The organism is Xanthomonas sp. AC360, assembly GCF_979258225.1.
In genome coordinates this window covers 2433648-2451094 of sequence record NZ_OZ409846.1, presented here as the reverse complement: position 1 = coordinate 2451094, position 17447 = coordinate 2433648, and the positions used below count along the sequence as shown (strand labels likewise).

At 64.0% G+C, this 17447-nt stretch carries 15 protein-coding genes and 1 other RNA gene; 6 read left to right on the top strand and 10 right to left on the bottom strand.

Annotated features, from left to right (window positions below; all coding sequences use genetic code 11):
* Window positions 1–66: 66 nt before the first annotated feature.
* Window positions 67–624 carry a DUF3228 family protein gene (locus ACZZ0O_RS10450; protein WP_115584358.1) on the bottom strand — a complete coding sequence of 186 codons (558 nt, stop codon included), beginning with the start codon at window positions 622–624 and terminating at the stop codon, window positions 67–69.
* A 58-nt stretch (window positions 625–682) separates the two neighbouring features.
* Window positions 683–1228 carry a DUF2058 domain-containing protein gene (locus ACZZ0O_RS10445; RefSeq protein ID WP_463590730.1) on the bottom strand — a complete coding sequence of 182 codons (546 nt, stop codon included), beginning with the start codon at window positions 1226–1228 and terminating at the stop codon, window positions 683–685.
* Window positions 1229–1400: 172 nt separating this feature from the next.
* On the opposite strand from ACZZ0O_RS10445, the gene ACZZ0O_RS10440 reads away from it, so the two are divergent.
* Together ACZZ0O_RS10440 and ACZZ0O_RS10435 are read left to right on the top strand one after the other, a co-directional pair.
* Complete coding sequence (locus ACZZ0O_RS10440; RefSeq protein ID WP_463590729.1) at window positions 1401–2039, top strand: hypothetical protein; 639 nt, start codon at window positions 1401–1403, stop codon at window positions 2037–2039.
* Window positions 2040–2621: 582 nt separating this feature from the next.
* Complete coding sequence (locus ACZZ0O_RS10435) at window positions 2622–3992, top strand: alpha-amylase family protein (protein ID WP_463592438.1); 1371 nt, start codon at window positions 2622–2624, stop codon at window positions 3990–3992.
* Window positions 3993–4050: 58 nt separating this feature from the next.
* Here the strand turns inward: ACZZ0O_RS10435 and ACZZ0O_RS10430 are convergent.
* Window positions 4051–4126: non-coding RNA, sX9 sRNA (locus ACZZ0O_RS10430), on the bottom strand.
* A gap of 638 nt (window positions 4127–4764) precedes the next feature.
* On the opposite strand from ACZZ0O_RS10430, the gene ACZZ0O_RS10425 reads away from it, so the two are divergent.
* Window positions 4765–6435, top strand: coding sequence for a histidine phosphatase family protein (locus tag ACZZ0O_RS10425; RefSeq protein ID WP_463590728.1), 1671 nt, complete (start codon window positions 4765–4767; stop codon window positions 6433–6435).
* 145 nt (window positions 6436–6580) lie between these two features.
* Here the strand turns inward: ACZZ0O_RS10425 and ACZZ0O_RS10420 are convergent, their stop codons facing one another.
* Window positions 6581–7516 carry a Gfo/Idh/MocA family protein gene (locus ACZZ0O_RS10420; protein WP_463590727.1) on the bottom strand — a complete coding sequence of 312 codons (936 nt, stop codon included), beginning with the start codon at window positions 7514–7516 and terminating at the stop codon, window positions 6581–6583.
* Window positions 7517–7887: 371 nt separating this feature from the next.
* Between ACZZ0O_RS10420 and ACZZ0O_RS10415 the strand changes: the two genes are divergently transcribed.
* Entirely contained in the window at window positions 7888–8286 is a 399-nt protein-coding gene (locus ACZZ0O_RS10415) for a VOC family protein (protein ID WP_463590726.1), read from the top strand.
* Between the two features lie 91 nt (window positions 8287–8377).
* Here ACZZ0O_RS10415 and ACZZ0O_RS10410 read toward each other — a convergent pair whose 3' ends face one another.
* Window positions 8378–9355, bottom strand: coding sequence for an NAD(P)H-quinone oxidoreductase (locus ACZZ0O_RS10410; protein WP_463590725.1), 978 nt, complete (start codon window positions 9353–9355; stop codon window positions 8378–8380).
* A gap of 131 nt (window positions 9356–9486) precedes the next feature.
* Window positions 9487–9615: a hypothetical protein gene (locus ACZZ0O_RS10405; RefSeq protein WP_267191093.1), complete on the bottom strand. Its 129-nt coding sequence runs from the start codon at window positions 9613–9615 to the stop codon at window positions 9487–9489.
* Window positions 9616–10169: 554 nt separating this feature from the next.
* Between ACZZ0O_RS10405 and metF the strand changes: the two genes are divergently transcribed.
* Window positions 10170–10997 (top strand): methylenetetrahydrofolate reductase [NAD(P)H], encoded by an 828-nt coding sequence (gene metF / locus ACZZ0O_RS10400; protein ID WP_055850966.1) that lies wholly within the window; start codon window positions 10170–10172, stop codon window positions 10995–10997.
* A gap of 146 nt (window positions 10998–11143) precedes the next feature.
* Window positions 11144–11734, top strand: coding sequence for a hypothetical protein (locus ACZZ0O_RS10395; protein WP_115553040.1), 591 nt, complete (start codon window positions 11144–11146; stop codon window positions 11732–11734).
* Between the two features lie 376 nt (window positions 11735–12110).
* Here the strand turns inward: ACZZ0O_RS10395 and ACZZ0O_RS10390 are convergent, their stop codons facing one another.
* The 4 genes from ACZZ0O_RS10390 to secA all read right to left on the bottom strand — a co-directional run bounded on the left by ACZZ0O_RS10390 (window position 12111) and on the right by secA (window position 17405).
* Complete coding sequence (locus ACZZ0O_RS10390; RefSeq protein ID WP_463590724.1) at window positions 12111–12653, bottom strand: P-loop nucleotide/nucleoside kinase family protein; 543 nt, start codon at window positions 12651–12653, stop codon at window positions 12111–12113.
* Window positions 12641–13588: a Nudix family hydrolase gene (locus tag ACZZ0O_RS10385; protein ID WP_463590723.1), complete on the bottom strand. Its 948-nt coding sequence runs from the start codon at window positions 13586–13588 to the stop codon at window positions 12641–12643. The genes ACZZ0O_RS10390 and ACZZ0O_RS10385 overlap by 13 nt, the downstream gene beginning before the upstream one ends.
* 140 nt (window positions 13589–13728) lie before the next feature.
* Window positions 13729–14094 carry a VOC family protein gene (locus tag ACZZ0O_RS10380; RefSeq protein WP_055850954.1) on the bottom strand — a complete coding sequence of 122 codons (366 nt, stop codon included), beginning with the start codon at window positions 14092–14094 and terminating at the stop codon, window positions 13729–13731.
* Window positions 14095–14666: 572 nt separating this feature from the next.
* Window positions 14667–17405 (bottom strand): preprotein translocase subunit SecA, encoded by a 2739-nt coding sequence (secA, locus tag ACZZ0O_RS10375; RefSeq protein WP_055850951.1) that lies wholly within the window; start codon window positions 17403–17405, stop codon window positions 14667–14669.
* Between the last annotated feature and the right edge of the window lie 42 nt (window positions 17406–17447).

Here is a 17447-nt window from a genome sequence, read left to right as displayed (position 1 = left end):
GGTGGGCGCGTTGCTAATGCGGCATCGCGCCACAAAATCTGCGCTGCGCAGTTGCACACAAAGTTCTCACGGCCGCCAGTTCGCGTTGGCCTCCCAAAATGCCACGCTGCGCCGATACGCGTCGCGGTCCAGCGGCACGCCCGAGCCGCCCTCTTCCACGCCTAGCGCATTGCGCAACATGGTGATCGGCGTCATCGGGATTTCGTCCGGCTCGGCGGTGTAAAGGCAACCGACCACGCCCCAGTCCGCATCGATGGGTGCGCCTTCCTTGGCCAGCTGATCGCGGCTGTACAGGATCGGCAGCATGTACTGCGCGATCGGCGGCTCGACGCCTTCGAACCAGCGTACCAATACCGGCAATTCCTGCGTGTTGCGCGCTTCGTAACCGGAGCGCAGCAGGTGACGGTTTTCTGCGCTGATCGGTACCGTCAGGCAACGGGTGCTGGTCCAGTTGTGGTGCACATGCAGCTGGCAGAACGCCGCGTAGCCTTCGATCACGCGCAGCGGTGGCGCATCGTTGAGATGCTGGATGAACTGCTCGGCGGTACAGTCCTGGATCGCATTGCGACGGCCATCGCGCGGAAACAAACGGGGGCGGGCAAACGGCGTGAGAACGATCGACATGGCAACGAGGTCGGCGGCAAAGAACGCCAGGGTAACGCGCAGTACTGCGCGCGACCACTTACCAGATCAGATCGTCAGGCACCTTGAACTGGCTGTAGTAATCATCGTCGCTATCGCTCGATGGCGGCGCGGGGTTGCGCGCGTGATCCAGCACCACAGTGCCTGGATCCCGGCTGTAGACCTTGTCGGCAGCCACGCGCGGAATCAGCTCGACACCATCGCCATGTCGCACGATCACCAATGCGCCACTGGCCAATTGGCTGCGCAACGCCGGATTGACCAGCACGCTGCGGATGACGCTGCCATCGTTGAAGCGGTAGTCGATCTCGCCTTCGCGCTTGACCTTGCTGGTCTCCACGATCTGGCGCACCTGCGCCAGCACTTCCTGCCGCCGTTGCTGCACGTTGCGTTCTTCGGCCAGCGCACGATCGCGCTCGGCACGCTCGGCCTGCAACCGCGCCGCATCCACCTTGTCGGCATCGGCAGGCGTGACCGCACCGCCCTTGGCGTGCCGCTGCTTGACCTGCTCGCGCGCAACCTTGTCCACCTGGGCTTTTTTGACCAGGCCAGCCTTGAGCAGCTGTTCTTGCAGTGGATTACGCATGGGCGACATCGGCAGTGGACTGGCCGCTAGTTTAACGCGGCCGGCGCCAGGCACCTGCGTCGCCGGTCCGGGCCAGCGTGCGCCACCCGTCGCCACTAGGCACCCGGGCAGGTGCGCAACCAGCCGAGCAGCGTTTATCATGCGTCACTTCCATATAGTTCAAGGACGAATGATGATCATCTGGGGATCGGGCGGCGACGCCATCTCACTCGGAGCCGCCGACGGCGCGCATTGCGACCAATGCGCGCAACAGCGCAGTTTTCGCAATGTCCTGCATTACCGCTACGCGCACCTCTGGTACATCTTCAGCTGGGTCACCAAGAAGCAGTACCTGCGCGTGTGCGACGGCTGCAACCACAGCACTGCGCTGGACACCAAAACCTTCGAAGCGGCTAAGGGCAAGCCACCGATTCCTGCCTATCGCCGGTTTGGCGGGCTGGTCCTGCTCGGGCTGATTGCGATCCTGGTGGTGTTTGGCGCCTACAGCGCCTCGCAGACATCGAAGCAGGACAACGCACTGCTGGCGCAGCCTGCGGCAGGCGATTTGTACACCGTGGACCTGCAGACGGTGGCGCCTGGCGCCTACGATGGACACGCCTACGGTGTGGTGCGGGTGCAAAGCGTCAGTGGTGAAACCATCACCTTGGCATTGCCGCAAAAGGGCTTCAACAAGTGGAAAGGTGCCGAGCGCGATGCGGGCGGCAGCACTGCGAAGCAACCGACTTATTACACCGACGAACACATCGAGCTACCGCTGACCAAGCTGCAGGAATTGCATACGCGCGATGAGCTCCGCCACGTCTATCGTTAAGCACGTCTAGCCAGCCGGTGCGGCCTACGCTGCACCGGCTGCACTGCGCGGCAACGCATGCTGCCCGCGATGTCTTGCCGCCCCGTTTTGCCGTATCGCTCGCTCAAGGCAGCGCCCACCGTGTTGCAACGTCGAGCGCACTCACGTCGTCCAGCAGCACACGCATAGACAGCGCATTGCCTGCAGCGTGTCACGCCTGCAGTGGCCGTCGTCGATAGCGGCACACGCCAGACCAAACGCGTTAGCCGCTGAAAACACACTGGCCCGATGCCCAGTGTTCCAGCAGGAGGGGATCGCGCGCATTTGTGCGACCGACCGCCCTGTTGCCACCGAACTCCACACGCAGTTTCGCGGTTGGCGGCATTGAATACGTATGCACAGCACCGATGTTGCGGCGCGATGCGCGCTTAGCATCACCGCGCGCTGCACGCCGTGCGCGCGCTTTCCGGAACAGGGGCCGGAGGCCTTGATGTGGGCATCGCAGACTGCGCGCGAGCTCGCTCTTACCGACTGGAGAACCATCCGATGCGCAACACGCTAGCTCATGCTCCACCCTCGCTCATGCAGCGTTGCGGCCGCCTGCTGCTGACAGCGCTGGTCTTGCTGCTGACCACCGCCAATGTGCAGGCCGATGTCATCCTGCATGCCTTCAACTGGCCCTACGCCACTGTGGAAGCACGCGCCAAAGAGATCGCCGATGCCGGCTATCGCAAGGTGCTGGTGGCTCCCGCCTATCGTTCGCAAGGCAGTGCATGGTGGGCGCGTTATCAACCGCAGGATCTGCGCGTGATCGACGGCCCGCTGGGCGACACCGCTGCGTTCTCGCGCATGGTGCAGGCGCTGGCCAACAATGGCGTTGAAACCTATGCCGACGTGGTGCTCAACCACATGGCCAACGAAGCGGCGACGCGCTCGGACCTCAACTACCCCGGCAGCGCGGTGTTGTCGCAGTACGCAGCCAACCCGGGACGTTACGATTCGCTGCGCCTGTTCGGCACCTTGCAGTCGAACTTTCTGAGCGCCAGCGACTTTGGCCCGGCGCAGTGCATCACCAATTACAACGACGCCTTCCAGGTGCGCAATTACCGCATCTGCGGCGGCGGCAGCGACCCGGGCTTGCCGGATCTGGTCGGTAACGACTGGGTGGTGCAACAGCAACGCGCCTATCTGCAGGCACTCAAGGGCCTGGGCGTGACCGGCTTCCGCGTGGATGCGGCCAAGCACATGACCTTCGATCATCTGAACCGCGTATTCGATGCCGGCATCCGCTCCGGTGTCTATGTGTTCGGCGAAGTGATCACCGGCGGCGGCACCGGCAATGGCGATTACGATCAGTTTCTGGCGCCATATCTGCAATCCACGCCGCATGCGGCCTACGACTTTCCGTTGTTCAACGCAGTGCGCAATGCATTTGCGGTCGGTGCCAGCATGCAGCAGCTGGTGGACCCGGCGGGCGGCGGGCAGGCGTTGCCGGGCAATCGCGCAGTGACTTTCGCCATCACTCACGACATCCCCAACAACGCCGGCTTCCGTTACGCCATTCTCGACCCGGTCGACGAAACCCTGGCCTATGCGTATCTGATCGGCCGAAACGGCGGCATGCCGATGGTCTACACCGACAACAACGAGAGCGGCGACAACCGATGGGTCAACGCCTACCAGCGCGACGACCTGCGCCGCATGATCGGCTTCCACAATGGCGTGCAGGGCACCGACATGCAGCTGTTGTCGTCCAGTTCCTGCCACATCCTGTTCCGTCGCGGCAGCATGGGCATCGTCGGCATCAACAAATGCGGTAACCCGGTCACCACCACCGTCGGCATGAACAACAGCGTGTTGTACTGGAATGCGGACTACGTGGACGCGCTGGGCTCGGGCAACGTGGTGCGCATTACCAGCGGCTCCTACACGTTTACCCTGCCGGCGCGTGGCACACGGATGTGGCGGCGCTGATCCCGACCGCAGCCATGTGCCCACCGGCGTGGCCTGCATGTGCAGGTGATGGAAGAGCGGCTGACAGCACGTAGCGAGCAATCGTCAGGTGGGAGTGGACGGCGCGGAGGAACCGGAGTGTACGCGTGGTACATGCCGCACCGAGCAACGTCCGCGCCCGCCTCGCGGTGAGCACAGTCGTTTTGTTGGCTGTTCTAAATCGCACCTGCACACCTGGCAGTAACCAGATCTCGCAAGCAAGCCGCCGATAAGACAACTGCGTGATCGTCAACCTGTTGACCGCATCAGCCAACGCCTGTGCCGCATTTCGCGTACACAGGCGTTGTGCGTCTGCGGGCAACATGATCGCTTCGTATCGCGCAACGACACTGCGCGCATGCCGTCGCACTCGATGACACGCGCACACCAAGCAAACGGGTGCGATCGACACATTCTTGGTCAGCAGATGAATCGATCGATAAAAACAGCGTTCGCGTCGCAACGAAACGCTCGGCTCGCCGGACCTACTGGCAATCGGATGCATGCTGCCCCACCTGCTCACATGGCGTGCAACCGGTTGACCGCGAGCCGATGGCCTTGCCGCATGAGCAATGATCGACACAACGTCGCAAGCAACCGTCATATGGGCTGACGGCGCGAGGCACCGACGGATACGCGGCCTATGCCGCATCCATCAGCGGTCGCCTGGCAGCTATGCAGGCGCCGCGTCGGCAACTCGTGTTGCAACGCTACCGGACTCACCGATCAGTGGTGCATTACCGGAGCCCAGCCCATGCCTTTGTACTTCGTCCGTCATGGTGAGTCGCTCGCAAACGAACAGAACTATTTTGCAGGCGCGCAGAACTCGCCACTCACCCCGCTGGGCCGTCGTCAGGCGCGCCAGGCAGCCGATTACGTTCGTCAACGCGGGCTGCACTTCGACCAAGTCCACGTGTCCACGCTCGAACGCGCGCAGGTAACCGCGGCCATCATCCTGGAAGGCGTCACCGGGACCCCGCAGGTGATCTCCAGCGCTGCATTGGTGGAGCGCGATTTCGGCATCTTCGCCGGCAAGAACAAAACGCTGATCAAGAAGTCGATCGGCCACCGCCTCTACGACGCCTGCTTCCACGATGCCGACGGCGCGCCGCCCGATGGCGAACACTGGATGGACATGTATGCCCGCTGCAAGCATTACTACGACACCGTGCTTGCGCCATTGGACCGGCAAGGCAAGCAGGTGCTGGTGGTGGCACACAAATACATCGTCGAGGTGTTTGCGCTGATCGCCTCCGGCCTGCCACCTGCCGACTACATCGATTTCCGGCTGCCCAACTCCCGGCCGCTGTCGTGGGACGAGCTCAAGCAGATGACTGCGCGCAGCTCCTCGCGCATGAACTATCTAGGCGAGCAAACCGAAATCCATCTCCTGCAATGGATGTTACTCGCCGCGCTAGGCGGCTTCGCGCTGTCGTGCGTGGGCGTCCATGTGCCGCATATTGCCAGCACCACAGCCATCGTCGTCTTGCTGGCAGTCAACGCGTTCTTCCTGTCGGTACGCATCGAGGCCGGCGCCTTACGGCTGACGCAAGGGCCGGAAAACATTGCGCTGTGCGTGATCAGCGTGGCACGCGCGCTCTGCGCCATGCTGTTGCTCACACAGTTCCAGAACGAATGGATCCATGTGATCGGCCTGCTATTGATCGTGCCACCCGCCTTGTCGGTGCCGACCTTCTCGCTGGCACGCGGCGGCGATTATTTCTTTGCAGCGCGCTACACGCTGGTGTTGTCGGTGCTGCTGCCGCTGCTCTTGTTGGTGTTGGCCTTGGATCACCGTGAGCTGCTGGGCAACGCGCATGCGCTGGAGCGGTTCTTCGTGGTGCTGCTGCTTGCCTTGGCACTGCCCTCGCTGGCCGCGCAGGGATGGCGGCGGGCGCGCCCGATCGCAGCCGGCAAGCTCGCGACCAATTGGGGCTGGGTGGGCGCATTGACGATGGTGCCGATGGCCTTGCTGGTCGGGCTACGCACCGAAGGAACTGCACTCGTACACGCATTGATGGATGGCGGTTGGCACGCCTGGGGCGCATTGCTGCTGCCGTTTACGCTATTGCTGGCGTGCCGCGTGGGCAGCGCCTTGTACTTACGCGCGCACCAGCGCGTGACAGGCAAGCGGATCGATGCCGGCATTGCGGCAGACATTCACCTGCTGCAGACCTCGCCCAATATCTTCCTGTGGCTCAGTCTCTTATTGCCTGGCACGTTTACGCATGCGCCCACGCTGGTCGCCGGCACCTTGCTGGGTTTCTTCGCGTTTGCGTTGCTCGATGAGACGTGGGTGGTCAGGCGCTTCCGCGCGCAGATCACCCCAGCGCTGCGCAGGCCGGCGAGTACACCCCTCTCGGTGGCAGATGTCCGCAATACCGAAAACGTCGATCAAGACGACGTGGCACTGGAAAGCCGTTGATCGGCACCAGCAGCAGCGGCGCTGCCACTGCGCATATGGCGCGATGGCATTGCAGTCATCATGCAAATACGCGATCAAGGCAAAACAACACCGACCAATGGTCGGTGTTGTTTTTCAGCAAGGTCACCGCGATAGCGCGACCGACTTACCAGGCAAACGGCGCGGTGACCGTGCGTGCCCCGAGCAAGAACGCATCGGCCACATGCACGAACGGAGCGACATCCACCTCCGATTCACCGGCACGCACCAACTGCACAAACCGCCGATATAGACCGTCGTATTCGCCGGACGCGGGCACGGCCTGCGCCTGCCCATCGATGTGCAGTTTGGCACCGCCTTCGCTGAGCGTCAGTACGCCCTGGGTGGTTTCCACTTCGATATCCCAGCGCTGGTGGCCGGTCTGCAGGAAGTCGAACTCCGCCGTGACCGGCACGCCCGCGGTATCGACGAACGCAAGCCTCGCGTACAGCGGTGCCTGACGGTTTTGCGGTGTGTGCAGCTCGGCCTCGCGCAAAGCGAAGCTGCGCGGCAACAGGTGCGTGACGATGGACAACGCATTGATGCCGGGATCGAACACGCCCATGCCGCCGGGTTCGAGAATCCAGTCCTGCCCGGGATGCCAGTGGCGGATGTCTTCCTTCCAGGTGATGTGCGCGCGCACGATCTGTTTATCGGCCAACCACGCGCGTGCAGGCTCCACGCCAGCCGCGCAACGCGAATGCCAACTGGTGAACAGGCTGCGCTGCGCGTGCTGCGCCACCTTGCGCAGGTCGTCGATCTCGGCAAGCGTGGCGGCCGGCGGCTTTTCCAGAAACACATGCCGGCCAGCGCTCAACGCCGCCTGCGCCAAGGCATGCCGCCCGACCGGTGGCGTGCATAAGGCGACGGCTTCAAGCTCCGGATGCGCGGCGAACGCTTCATCCAGTGTGTGATACGCCGGGACGCCATCGACCGTGCCATGCCGGCTCACCGTGGCCACCAACTGCACGTCCGGGCGCGCGGCGATGGTCGGCACGTGCTGGTCGCGGGCGATCTTGCCGATCCCGACAAGGGCAATGCGCAATGCGTCTGGATGCTTCATCGAAACCTTCGTGCTGATAGGGGAGTCGTGCTGGTTGCTTTGCACTGCCTGCTGCGACGGCATCGGGCCAACGCAACCTGTGGTGCGGCCTCCGGCCACACGTGTGCGACGGCGCAGTGTACGGTCAGGCCATGGCCCGCTGCGAGACATCGCTCCTGCTTGTTTTGCTATACCTGCATGGGCGCCATGCAGCGGCTTCGTCAGCATTCTGCGGCGCGGCGCCTGGCTGACAGATGCGATGCAGGCCACTGCATCGATTTCTGCAAGCGCCTTGACGGGCTGCGACCACTGCGGGCGATTGACCCACGGCATCCGCACACACCAGGATCGCCAGCCGGCACCCGCGCGCCACTCATCACAGGACTGCATCGATGCTGCATCACGTATCCATTGGCGTTGGCAACATCGAAACTTCAGCCGCGTTTTACGACGCCGTGCTCGGCGCACTGGGCTATGTGCGGGTGTGGTCGGATCTGGAACCCGGCACGCTCGATCAGGCGGTCGGCTATGGCCGCCCCGGCGGCGAGGATTGTCTGGCGTTGAAACAGCAACAGGCAACGCGCTGCGCGCCGGGCAGCGGATTCCATCTTGCATTCGCAGCCAGCACCGCCGCTGCGGTAGACGCTTTTCATCTGGCCGCACTTGAGCACGGCGGTCGCAGCAACGGCGTGCCCGGTTTGCGACCCGACTACGGCGATGCGTACTACGCCGCGTTCGCCATCGACCCCGATGGCCACCACATCGAAGCGGTGGTCGACCGCAGCACATAAGCGCGTGCCAGCGGTATCGGCTCGCGTCCTCATACTGCTGAGTTTCGGTCATCCGTTGTCTGCGCAACTCGCAGCGACGACCGAGTGCGGACTACATCTCCAGCACCACCTTGCCCAGATGGCTGCCTTGCTCCAGATAGCGATGCGCCGCAGCCGCCTCACCGAGCGGGAAGCGCTTGTCGATCAGCACGCGGATCTTGCCTTGTTCGATCCACGGCCACACCACACGCTCGACCTCCGCGGCAAGGCGCGCCTTTTCGTCGGCAGTGCGCGGACGCAGGGTCGAGCCGGTGAGGATGGCTTGCTTGCGCATCAGCAGCGGAATCGGTACCTCGAGGGTCGAACCGGCCTGCGAGGCGATGTAGACGATGCGCCCGCGCGGGTTGAGCGCTTCCAGCGTATCGGCAAAGACCGCAGCGCCCACCATGTCGAGCGCCACGTCCACACCGCCATGCGCCTTGGCCACGGCCACAAACGACTCACTGGTGGAATCGATCGCCACATCGGCGCCCAGCTCGCGCGCCTGCGCCGCCTTGCCGGCCGAGCGCGCGGTGGCCAACACGTGCGCACCGGCGGCCTTGGCCATCTGGATGGCGGTGACGCCAATCCCTGAAGTCGCACCATGCAGCAACAGCCATTCACCGGCCGCCAAACGGCCATGCTCGAACAGATTGGTATAGGCAGTGAAGATGGTTTCCGGCAACGCGGCCGCCTGCACCAGATCCATGCCGGCAGGAATCGGCAGCACATGCCGCGCATCGACCGCCACATATTGGGCATAGCCACCGCCGCCCAGCAGCGCACACACACGGTCGCCCACCTTCCAGCGACCGGCCGGCTCCACGATCTCGCCGGCCACTTCCAGACCCAGCGTTTCCGGCGCGCCCGGCGGCGGCGGATAGTGCCCGGCACGCTGCAGCAGATCGGGGCGATTGATGCCCGCCGCATGCACGCGGATCAACACCTGCCCCGGCGCCGGACGCGGGCGCGCCTGCTCGGTGGCATACAGCGCGTCGGCGTCGCCCTTGCCATCGCGGATGGCGATGGCGGTCATCGTGGTGTCGGACATGAAGGCGCTCCGTTAAAGGGGCGCCCAGTGTAGGCAGGCAGATGTCAATGCATGGCGTAGAGCGTGCGACGCCGCTGCACACCAGGCCTGCATCACGCGCGCCTGCGTGCAGCGGACGCGCGTGGCGATGCTCACTCCTGGTCGGGAGCGACGCCCTGGTCGATGTACTGGCGGATCGCTTCGAACACCTTGGACGTGCCGTCGTCCTGGCCCGACGGCAGACGCGCGGCAAAGTCGCTCAGCAACTTGCTGCCATCCACACCAGGCTGTTAGAGCGTGTTATGCACTTTGAGATGAGATGCGTTGGCTGTCAGCGGTGCGGAGCGGGTGCTGCGTGGCGCCGGCTTGGCTGGCCGCCAAGGCAAGCCGCGCGGCGCCCGCTCCGTGCCGCTGACGGCCAACCCTCCGGGAAGCGCCCTGTGGCGCGCCGATACCGCGTTGCGCGCCTTGTCTCGACGCGCCACAGGACGCTTCGCACTCACCTCAAAGTACATAACACGCTCTAGGCCAAGGCGAGCGCCAGATCGCCGACGCTGCGCGCCAACGCCACCCAGATGCGGCCCAACGATTCGGCGATTACGTCCATTTCCTGCTCTTGCATGTCGCGCTCCGATCAAGTGGCGTGGGGTACCTGAGCTTACCGCGCGCGCCGCGCCGCACGACAAGTGCACGCAAGCAGACCCGACCATGCAATCGCTGCGTTGCGCACTTGCACGCTGGCGTTGCCGCCAACCAATCGAGACACTCGCAACCAAATATGCATTCATCGCGATGAAGCGATATTATGCAAGCACGATCCGCCGGACCCGCCGCGATGACGCATCTCAGTTTCGAATTTTACCCGCCCAAGACCGACGACCAGCGCGCGCAGCTGGACCGCACCGCGACCAAGTTGAAGGGCTATGCGCCCGAATATGTGTCGTGCACCTTCGGCGCCGGCGGCTCCACGCTCAGCTACACCTCCGAGACGGTGCGCCACCTCAAGCAGAAGCACGGCTTCGAATCGGCGCCGCATCTGTCCTGCGTGGGCGGCAACCGCCAGGAGATTCGCGAACTGCTCAAGCTGTATCGTGCCATCGGCTGTACCCGCATCGTTGCGCTGCGCGGCGACCTGCCCTCGGGCATGGGGCATCCGGGCGACCTGCGCTATGCCTCGGACCTGATCGCCTTTATCCGCGCCGAGCACGGCGATGCCTTCCGGATCGAAGTCGGCGCGTATCCGGAAACCCATCCGCAAGCGGTCGATGCGTTGAGCGATCTGCGCTACTTCAAGGCAAAAGTGGATGCCGGCGCCGATGCGGCGATCACCCAGTATTTCTACAACGCCGATGCCTACTTCCATTTTCGCGACGCGGTGCAGCGCATGGGCGTGGAGGTGCCGATCGTTCCCGGCATCATGCCGATCTCCAATTTCTCGCAGCTACGGCGTTTTTCCGAGCAATGCGGTGCCGAGATCCCGCGCTGGATCGGCAAGAAGATGCAGTCCTACGGCGACGACGCCGATGCGGTGCGCGCCTTCGGCGCGGAAGTGGTGGCCAGTTTGTGCGAGCGCCTGATCGCCGGCGGCGCACCGGCGCTGCACTTCTACACGCTCAACCTAGCCAAGCCCACCACGCAAGTACTGCAACTGTTGGGGCGCTGAGCGCAACTACGCGCTCGGCCAACTTGCGGTAACCCGCCGGTACAAACGATTCAACTCCGGCGGGCGCGGCCAGCTACGTCACGCGTGCAGGCGCGCGTTCTTTCGCGTTTCTCGCCAGCTCACGCGCGCCCGGCTACGCTGCGCGGATGCCTCGCCTCCTGCCAATGATGTTGTTGTTGCTGCTTTGCCTGCCTGCCGCCAGCCGCGTGCAGGCACAGGAGATCCGTCGCTGCGTCACGCCGGACGGGCAAACCATGTTCACCGACCGCCGCTGCGAAGACGTGGGCGCCGCAGTGCGCGCGCCACCGGCCCCGCGCACACAGGGCAATACCGGGCTGCACCGCTATGGCTGCCCACGCCGGTTGAGCGAGCTGGTGTCGCTCCTGCAAAGCGCCGTAGACAGCCGCGACGTCAATCGACTGTCCAGCCTTTACCTGTGGAGCGGTCAATCCGACGCGGCGGCCAACCAGGTGCTGAGCCGGCTGGAAGCCATCGTGCAACGCCCGCTGCTGGACATCGCACCGATGTATCCGCAGACCGATACACCGACCTGGGAGGCAGACACCGCCGCAACAGCCCCGTCGCTGGATGGCAGCGCGATCGATGCGCCATTGCCCACGCCCACACGCCCGCGCCCCTGGGGCCTGCGCTTGGAACAGAACCTCGCCAGCGGTACGCCTGCGCGCAGCGTGTTGCGCTTGCGGCGGCAGTACAACTGCTTCTGGGTGACGTTTTAAGTCCGCTTGCAAAAAGACTGCACGCAGCGCAGCGCGGTCGCCGCCGATGCTAGGAATCTGCATGTAACACCGCGGTTTATGAGCACGCCGTCTGAGCCGCGCGACGACGACTCGTTCCGTCTTGTCAGCCGGCCTCACGATGGCAGCGAGATTGCATATCGCATCCTTGGGCGACGACGGCGATGACCACCGCTGTTCCGAGTAACCCGCCGACCTAAAGGCAGCCGGCACGCAGGGACTAAGCGCGGCTGACACAACGTAGCGAACAGTTGTCAGGTGGGTGCGGAGGAACCGGAGTGTACGAACGGGGAGAGGCCGCACCGCGCACCGGCCGCGCGCGCCTGGCGGCTGCACAGTCGTTTGGTAGCTGCTTGCGCTAAGCGCTTGAAGGCTGCGCGGCAAGCCGGTGCATGACTTCTGCGACCGCCTGCTGCGGGCTCAGCACGGCACTGTCGATCACCCAATGCGGCTCGGTCCACGCCACATAGTCGTGCGCCAGGACAGAAGACCACTCCGGCACGCGCAGTCCGGGGATCTCGCTACGCCGCGATTCGACGCGCTGCCGGTGCACGGCGAGATCGCTGCAGACCACTTCGATCTCTAGCAAGTGGCTCTGCGTGCGCAGCGCCACCGCGCGCCAGGATGCACGGGTGACCGGCAACGGATTCACGCAGTCGGCGACCACCACATGGCCTTGGCGTAGATTGGCCTGCGCAAGTGCGTAAGCGATCAGGTAGCCGGCCGCCCCGACCTCGGTGGCGAGTTCACCGCTCTCGCGCAGTGTCTGCTCGATCGTATCGATGCGCAGATAAAACGCGGGGCATTGCGTCAGCAACGCCTGTGCGATAGCGCTCTTGCCCACGCCCGGCAATCCACCGAACACCACCAGCGTCGGTGGCCGTTCGCTTACTGCGGCCACAGCGAGCGAATGGCCGCAATGCCTTGCGCGCCATGCGAGCGTGCTTCGCGCAGGTCGGCCGCCTGCATGCCGCCGAGCGCGTAGATCGGCAACGATACCTGCTCGCGTAGGGTTTCGAATCCGTCCCATCCCAGCGGTGTCGCACCCGGGTGCGATGCGGTGGTCTGCACCGGCCCCAGCACCGCAAAATCGCAGCCCAGCCGCTGCGCATGACGCAAATCCTCCAGCCCATGGCACGAGGCTGCCACCGGTTGTTCTGCGGGCAGCGGGCGCTCCTGCAAACCGGCCAACTGCTCCGATCCCAGATGCACGCCGATACCAAGTTCCGCAGCAAGCGCGATATCGCGATTGAGCAGCATCTGCGCGCGCGCTCGACCACGCAGGCGCATCACCTGCTGCAACAACGCCTGCCAACGCGCAGGCGCGACCTGCCGCCCACGCAGCTGGATGCGGGTCACGCCGTCCTGCAGCGCGCGTTCCAGGCCTTCCAGCCAACGCGCGTCGTCCTCGGGCTCGGGCGTGATCAGATAGCGGTCGGGCTGACGCAGCACACCCACCACCGGCACGTCGGCCGGCGGCATCGAATAGCGGGCCAGCTTGTCGGCCGCCACCCAGGTCATGGCCTGGCCTTCGCGGCCGCGCGGGCTGCCTTTCCAGGAAGCGATGTGGCGCACTTCCAGGCGCAGGCGCTTGTCCGGATACAGCTGCGGCACATCCATGACCCACTCGCCGACCTGGGCCTCGATGCCGAGCTCTTCATTGAGCTCGCGCACCAGCGCCTGCTCGGAGGTTTCGCCAGGCTCGCGCTTGCCGCCGGGGAATTCCCACAGGCCGGGCATGTCGCGGGTTTCGGTACGCCGCGTCAGCAGGATGCGGCCGCGCGGGTCGGTGATCACGCCAGCGACGACGTGAATGGATCTTAGGGAATCGGGCATGCAATAAGAGTGCCGCGAGTGAGCGGTTCAACGCAATCACTCGGACCGCAGCCGAATGGGAATGCGAGGCTAGAGATACGCCAAGGCAAACCTGGCGCACGCTTCGACCACTCCGAATCTCCAATCACAAATCCCCGACCCTACAACGGATGCCCGATGCGCCAGAGCACCCCGCTGGGATCGTGCAAGGTGAAGTCGCGCGCACCCCATGGCCGGTCTTCCGGCGCACTGCAGCTCACCCCGAACTGCTCGTCCAGACCGGTGTCGTGCACGTGCTGCCACCAGCCATCCGCGTCGTCCACCCACAGGTGCAACATCAGGTTCTCGGCCAGCTCACGCAGATAAAAATCCTGCAGCAAAAACGCGCAATGGGTGCCATGCCGGAAACAAGTCACGTTGCCCACCTCGTCCTCCTGGACGAAGCCCAGTGCGCGATAAAAGCGCTGCGACAACGCGTAGTCGCGCGCAGGCACGAACACCTTCAGTTGCTGGCTGGACAACGACATGACCGCACTCCACGCAGGACGTGGGCCTGAGCATACGCCCGCAGTCGCACAGGCGGAAAAGCATGTCTACGGTGGGAACAATGAGCACCGCAAGAGATGCGGGAGCGTAGAGCAGACCTCGCCGTGCTGACACTCACCGGGAGAGCGCTTGCCAAGTACGCTCGCCGTCCACACTCTGGTTTCTCGAAAACGCCGTCGACTCTCCGCGAGCAACACCCGGCAGGAGGCGCCAAAGGCGCGGGGATCGGAAACCAGGCCATGCACCCGCATCCGGCTTCACGTATCCGGCTTCCCAGGAAACCCACGAATACGCGTCGTCAGCAGAGCTCGCTTGGTAGAGGGCGCATGCCGAAGGCGCAAGCATCAAACGCGAAGACGTATCCCCTGCGCGTACGCCATTCCGTACCCGGACTTTGGAGACCCCCCAAGAATCCCTTCGTAGGTAGAGCCCCCTTGGTAAGGGGGCGCGCCGAAGGCGCGGGGATCGGAAGCAATACCGTGAGCCCACTATCCGCGTTGCGGATAGCGGGTGCGCAGCCCGCTTCGCGGGCTGCGCCACGGTCAGCTCAGCATCAGCTGAGCTGACCGTGGCAGTGCTTGTACTTCTTGCCGCTGCCGCACGGGCATGGGTCGTTGCGGCCCACCTTGGGTTCGTCGCGGGTGACCTGCGACACCGGTACCGGTGCGCTGCCACCCTGCATCTGCTCCACTTCCTCGTCGGCGCCATAACCGCCTACGTCCTGATGCTGGAACTGCGAGGCCATCAGGCGTGCTTGTGCCTGAAGACGTTCCTGCTCTTCCAGCTCGGCCACTTCTTCTTCGCTGCGGATGCGCACACGCGCCAGCAGGTTGACCACTTCGCGCTTGACGTTCTCCAGCATCTCGGAGAACAGCTCGAAGGCTTCCTTCTTGTATTCCTGCTTGGGCTGCTTCTGCGCATAACCACGCAGATAGATGCCCTGGCGCAGGTAATCCATCTTGGCCAGATGCTCCTTCCAGCCCTGGTCGAGCACCGTCAGCATCACGTGCTTTTCCAGCGCGCGCATGGTGTCGTTGCCCACCGCCGCTTCCTTCTCGGCGAAGTGCGCATCCACCGCAGCCTGCACCTTGACGGCAATCTGCTCGGCGTCCAGTTCTTCCTGCGTGCTTGCCATTTCGCGCAACGCCATCGGCATGCCCAGCTCCGATTCCAGCGTGGCTTCCAGGCCCTGCAGGTCCCACTGTTCGTCCACTGAATTGGGCGGCACGAAGCGGGCGACCAGGTCATAGATCACATCGCCGCGGATGCCATCGACGTTGTCCTTCACCGACTCGGCGTCCAGCAACTCATCGCGCTGCGAATAGATCACCTTGCGCTGATCGTTGTTGACGTCGTCGAAATCCAGCAGGTTCTTGCGGATGTCGAAGTTGTGCGCTTCCACCTTGCGCTGGGCTTTTTCGATCTGCCGGCTGACCAGGCGATCTTCGATGACGTCGTCTTCTTTCATGCCCATCATGCGCATCGCCTTCTGGACCCAGTCCGAGGCGAAGATGCGCATCAGGTTGTCTTCCAGCGACAGATAGAAACGCGACGACCCCGGGTCGCCCTGACGACCGGCACGGCCGCGCAACTGGTTGTCGATACGCCGCGATTCGTGGCGCTCGGTCCCGATGATGTGCAAGCCGCCGGCCGCCTTGACCGCGTCGTGGCGACGCTGCCAATCGGTCTTGATCTTGAAGCGCGCCTCTTCGGTCGCATCCTCGCCTAGCGCGTGATACTCCGACTCGAGCGAGCCACCCAGCACGATGTCGGTACCGCGACCGGCCATATTGGTGGCGATGGTCACCGCACCCGGCTGACCGGCGTTGGCCACGATGGTGGCTTCGCGCTCGTGCTGCTTGGCATTGAGCACTTCGTGCTCCACGCCCGCCTTGCGCAGATGCTCGGACAGCATCTCCGAGGTTTCGATCGAGGTGGTCCCCACCAGCACCGGCTGACCGCGCTTGGCGCAGTCTTCGATGTCGGCCAGCACCGCATTGAACTTGCCCTTGCGATTGAGGAACACCTGGTCCGGATGGTCCTTGCGCACGGTCGGGCGATTGGTCGGAATCACCACCACTTCCAGGCCGTAGATGCTCTGGAATTCGTAGGCTTCGGTGTCGGCCGTACCGGTCATGCCGGACAGCTTCTTGTACATGCGGAACAGGTTCTGGAAGGTAATGCTGGCCAGCGTCTGGTTCTCGCGCTGTACCGGTACGCCTTCCTTCGCTTCGACCGCCTGATGCAGGCCGTCGGACCAGCGACGCCCGGACAGGGTGCGGCCGGTGAATTCGTCCACGATCACCACTTCGCCATCGCGCACGATGTAATCCACATCGCGCTGATAGATCGCATGCGCACGCAGCGCCGCGTTGAGGTGATGCACCACGCTCAAATTCTGCGCGGCGTACAGGCCGTCTTCGGCGTTTTCCAGGATACCGGCCTGCATCAGCAGTTCTTCGGCGTGGCCCATGCCCGCCTCCGACAGATGCACCTGCTTGCCCTTCTCGTCGATCCAGTAATCGCCCTCGCCTTCTTCGCTTTCCTGCTTGGTCAGCTGCGGCACGATGCGGTTGACGCGGATGTACAACTCCGGCGATTCGTCGGCCGGGCCGGAAATGATCAGCGGGGTGCGCGCTTCGTCGATCAGGATCGAGTCGACTTCGTCGACGATCGCGTAATGCAGATTGCGCTGATAGCGGTCGGCGCGCGACAGCGCCATGTTGTCGCGCAGGTAATCGAAGCCGAACTCGTTATTGGTGCCGTAGGTGATGTCGCTGCCGTAGGCCTCGCGCTTGTCGCTATGCGGCATGCCCGGATACACCACGCCCACGCTCAGGCCCAGCCAGTTGTACAACTTGCCCATCTGCGCGGCATCGCGGCGCGCCAGGTAGTCGTTGACGGTGACGACGTGCACGCCCTCGCTCTGCAGCGCATTGAGGTACACCGGCAGGGTCGCCACCAGGGTCTTGCCTTCGCCGGTGCGCATCTCGGCGATCTTGCCCAGGTGCAACACCATGCCGCCGATCAGCTGCACGTCGTAATGGCGCATGCCGAGTACGCGGCGGCTGGCCTCGCGGCAGACCGCAAACGCCTCGGGAAGGATCTTGTCCAGGGACTCGCCGGCGGCAAGCCGCTGCTTGAACTCCGGGGTCTTGGCTTGCAGCTCGGCGTCGGAGAGCTTCTCGATCGTCGGCTCCAGCGCATTGATCTGGGTGACGAGGCGGGTGAGCTGGCGCAGCTGGCGTTCGTTACGACTGCCAAAGACACGGGTAAGCAGACTGTTGATCATTGAAGAAACCGGTTGAAAAGGAACGGTTTGACCGACGCCGGT

Excerpts from the sequence above, each read along its gene's own strand:
- ACZZ0O_RS10380 (WP_055850954.1), bottom strand. The coding sequence starts at position 14,094 with ATGTCGTTGTCCAGCCAGCAACTGAAGGTGTTCGTGCCTGCGCGCGAC.
- ACZZ0O_RS10420 (WP_463590727.1), bottom strand. The coding sequence starts at position 7,516 with ATGAAGCATCCAGACGCATTGCGCATTGCCCTTGTCGGGATCGGCAAG.
- ACZZ0O_RS10445 (WP_463590730.1), bottom strand. The coding sequence starts at position 1,228 with ATGCGTAATCCACTGCAAGAACAGCTGCTCAAGGCTGGCCTGGTCAAA.
- ACZZ0O_RS10385 (WP_463590723.1), bottom strand. The coding sequence starts at position 13,588 with ATGCCCGATTCCCTAAGATCCATTCACGTCGTCGCTGGCGTGATCACC.
- secA (WP_055850951.1), bottom strand. The coding sequence starts at position 17,405 with ATGATCAACAGTCTGCTTACCCGTGTCTTTGGCAGTCGTAACGAACGC.
- metF (WP_055850966.1), top strand. The coding sequence starts at position 10,170 with ATGACGCATCTCAGTTTCGAATTTTACCCGCCCAAGACCGACGACCAG.
- ACZZ0O_RS10410 (WP_463590725.1), bottom strand. The coding sequence starts at position 9,355 with ATGTCCGACACCACGATGACCGCCATCGCCATCCGCGATGGCAAGGGC.
- ACZZ0O_RS10440 (WP_463590729.1), top strand. The coding sequence starts at position 1,401 with ATGATCATCTGGGGATCGGGCGGCGACGCCATCTCACTCGGAGCCGCC.
- ACZZ0O_RS10450 (WP_115584358.1), bottom strand. The coding sequence starts at position 624 with ATGTCGATCGTTCTCACGCCGTTTGCCCGCCCCCGTTTGTTTCCGCGC.
- ACZZ0O_RS10395 (WP_115553040.1), top strand. The coding sequence starts at position 11,144 with ATGCCTCGCCTCCTGCCAATGATGTTGTTGTTGCTGCTTTGCCTGCCT.
- ACZZ0O_RS10425 (WP_463590728.1), top strand. The coding sequence starts at position 4,765 with ATGCCTTTGTACTTCGTCCGTCATGGTGAGTCGCTCGCAAACGAACAG.
- ACZZ0O_RS10415 (WP_463590726.1), top strand. The coding sequence starts at position 7,888 with ATGCTGCATCACGTATCCATTGGCGTTGGCAACATCGAAACTTCAGCC.